This is a genomic window from Leisingera sp. ANG-M7 (assembly GCF_000813965.1).
Lineage (GTDB): Bacteria > Pseudomonadota > Alphaproteobacteria > Rhodobacterales > Rhodobacteraceae > Leisingera.
In genome coordinates this window covers 1-1,322 of record NZ_JWLI01000031.1, presented here as the reverse complement: position 1 = coordinate 1,322, position 1,322 = coordinate 1, and the positions used below count along the sequence as shown (strand labels likewise).

Sequence of the window (1,322 nt, the reverse complement as noted above, 5' to 3'; positions counted from 1 at the left end):
GCGGGCGGCTACCTGTTCGTCAAGACCGAGGCCAAGAAGGCGCGCCAGCTGGGACGGATCCTGATGGGCATCGCCTTCATATTGATTTCGCTCAGGTTTCTGCGCGAGGCGATGGACCCGATCCGCGACAGCGCCTTTCTCCCCGCGGTCGCAGGCTATCTGGCGCGCGACTATATCACCGCCTTTCTCGTGGGCGGTGCGCTGGCCTTTGTGATGCATTCCAGCGTGGCGGCGATCCTGATGTGCGTCACCCTGGTGCAGATCGGCGCCATCCCCTTTGCCGCCGGCCTGTCGCTGGTCCTGGGCGCGAATTTCGGCTCTGCCTTCATTCCGGTCTGGCTCAGCCGCGGCATGGCGCTGAAGGCACGGCGCATTCCCTATGCCAACCTGGCTTTGCGCGGCACCTGGGCGGTGCTCTGCCTGTTCGGCGCCAATCTGGCACTGCGGCAGGGCTGGCTAGGCGATCCGCAGGGCGGCCAGATGCTGGTTAACGCCCATCTCGCCTTCAACGCCTCGCTCCTCTTGCTGGCGCTGCCCGCCTGCACCCCGCTGGGCGGCATCTTTGCACGCGCCTTCCCGGAGCCCGTGCAGGCAGAGGCCGCGCAGCCCGGCCGCCCGGTCAGCGCGCTGGAGCAGGGCAGCTACGCCTCGCCCGCGCAGGCGGTAGCCAACCTCAAGCGGGAGCTGCTGCGGATGGCCGACCAGACCGGCGCCATGTTCCGCCCGGTGCTGGACCTCTACAAGGGCGGCAGCAAGGAGCAGATCAGGGCGGTGCAGCAGATGGACGCGGAGGTGAACGCCTGCCTCTCCGGCATCCGCCGGTATGTGGCGGCAATCCCGGAGGAGGCGTTCGGCAAGGCGGAGCTGAAAGCGGCCCGCAGCCTGATGGAATACGCGATCCGGCTGGAGACCGCGGGCGACGTGGTGGCGCGGCGCCTGACGGTGCTGGCGGGGGAGATGAACAAGAAGGGCCTCAGCTTCTCGCGCGAGGGCTGGCTGGAAATCACCCGCATGCACGAGGCGATCCTGGCCAATCTGCAGCTGGCCTCCAACGTGCTGATCTCCGATGACCTGGAAAGCGCGCGGCTCTTGAGCCTGGAGAAGACCGAGCTGAAGCGGATGGAGCACGACAGCCGCAAACGCCACCTGAAACGTCTGCAGGACGGCGCGCGGGAGAGCTTTGACACCTCCGACATCCACCTGGAAACCCTGCGCGCCCTGCGCGAGTTCAACAGCCACATCGCCGCCGTCGCCACCCCGGTGCTCTACCGCAGCGGACAGCTCCTGGAGACAAGGCTCATCGAAGATATGCCAGAAGGTGA

The 1,322-nt window shown here is 67.0% G+C and carries 1 protein-coding gene; it reads left to right on the top strand.

Translation table 11 applies throughout. From position 1 onward, the window contains the following. Positions 1-1,322, top strand: a 1,322-nt coding sequence (locus RA26_RS21305) for a Na/Pi cotransporter family protein (RefSeq protein WP_039187388.1), incomplete at both ends; no start/stop codon positions are given.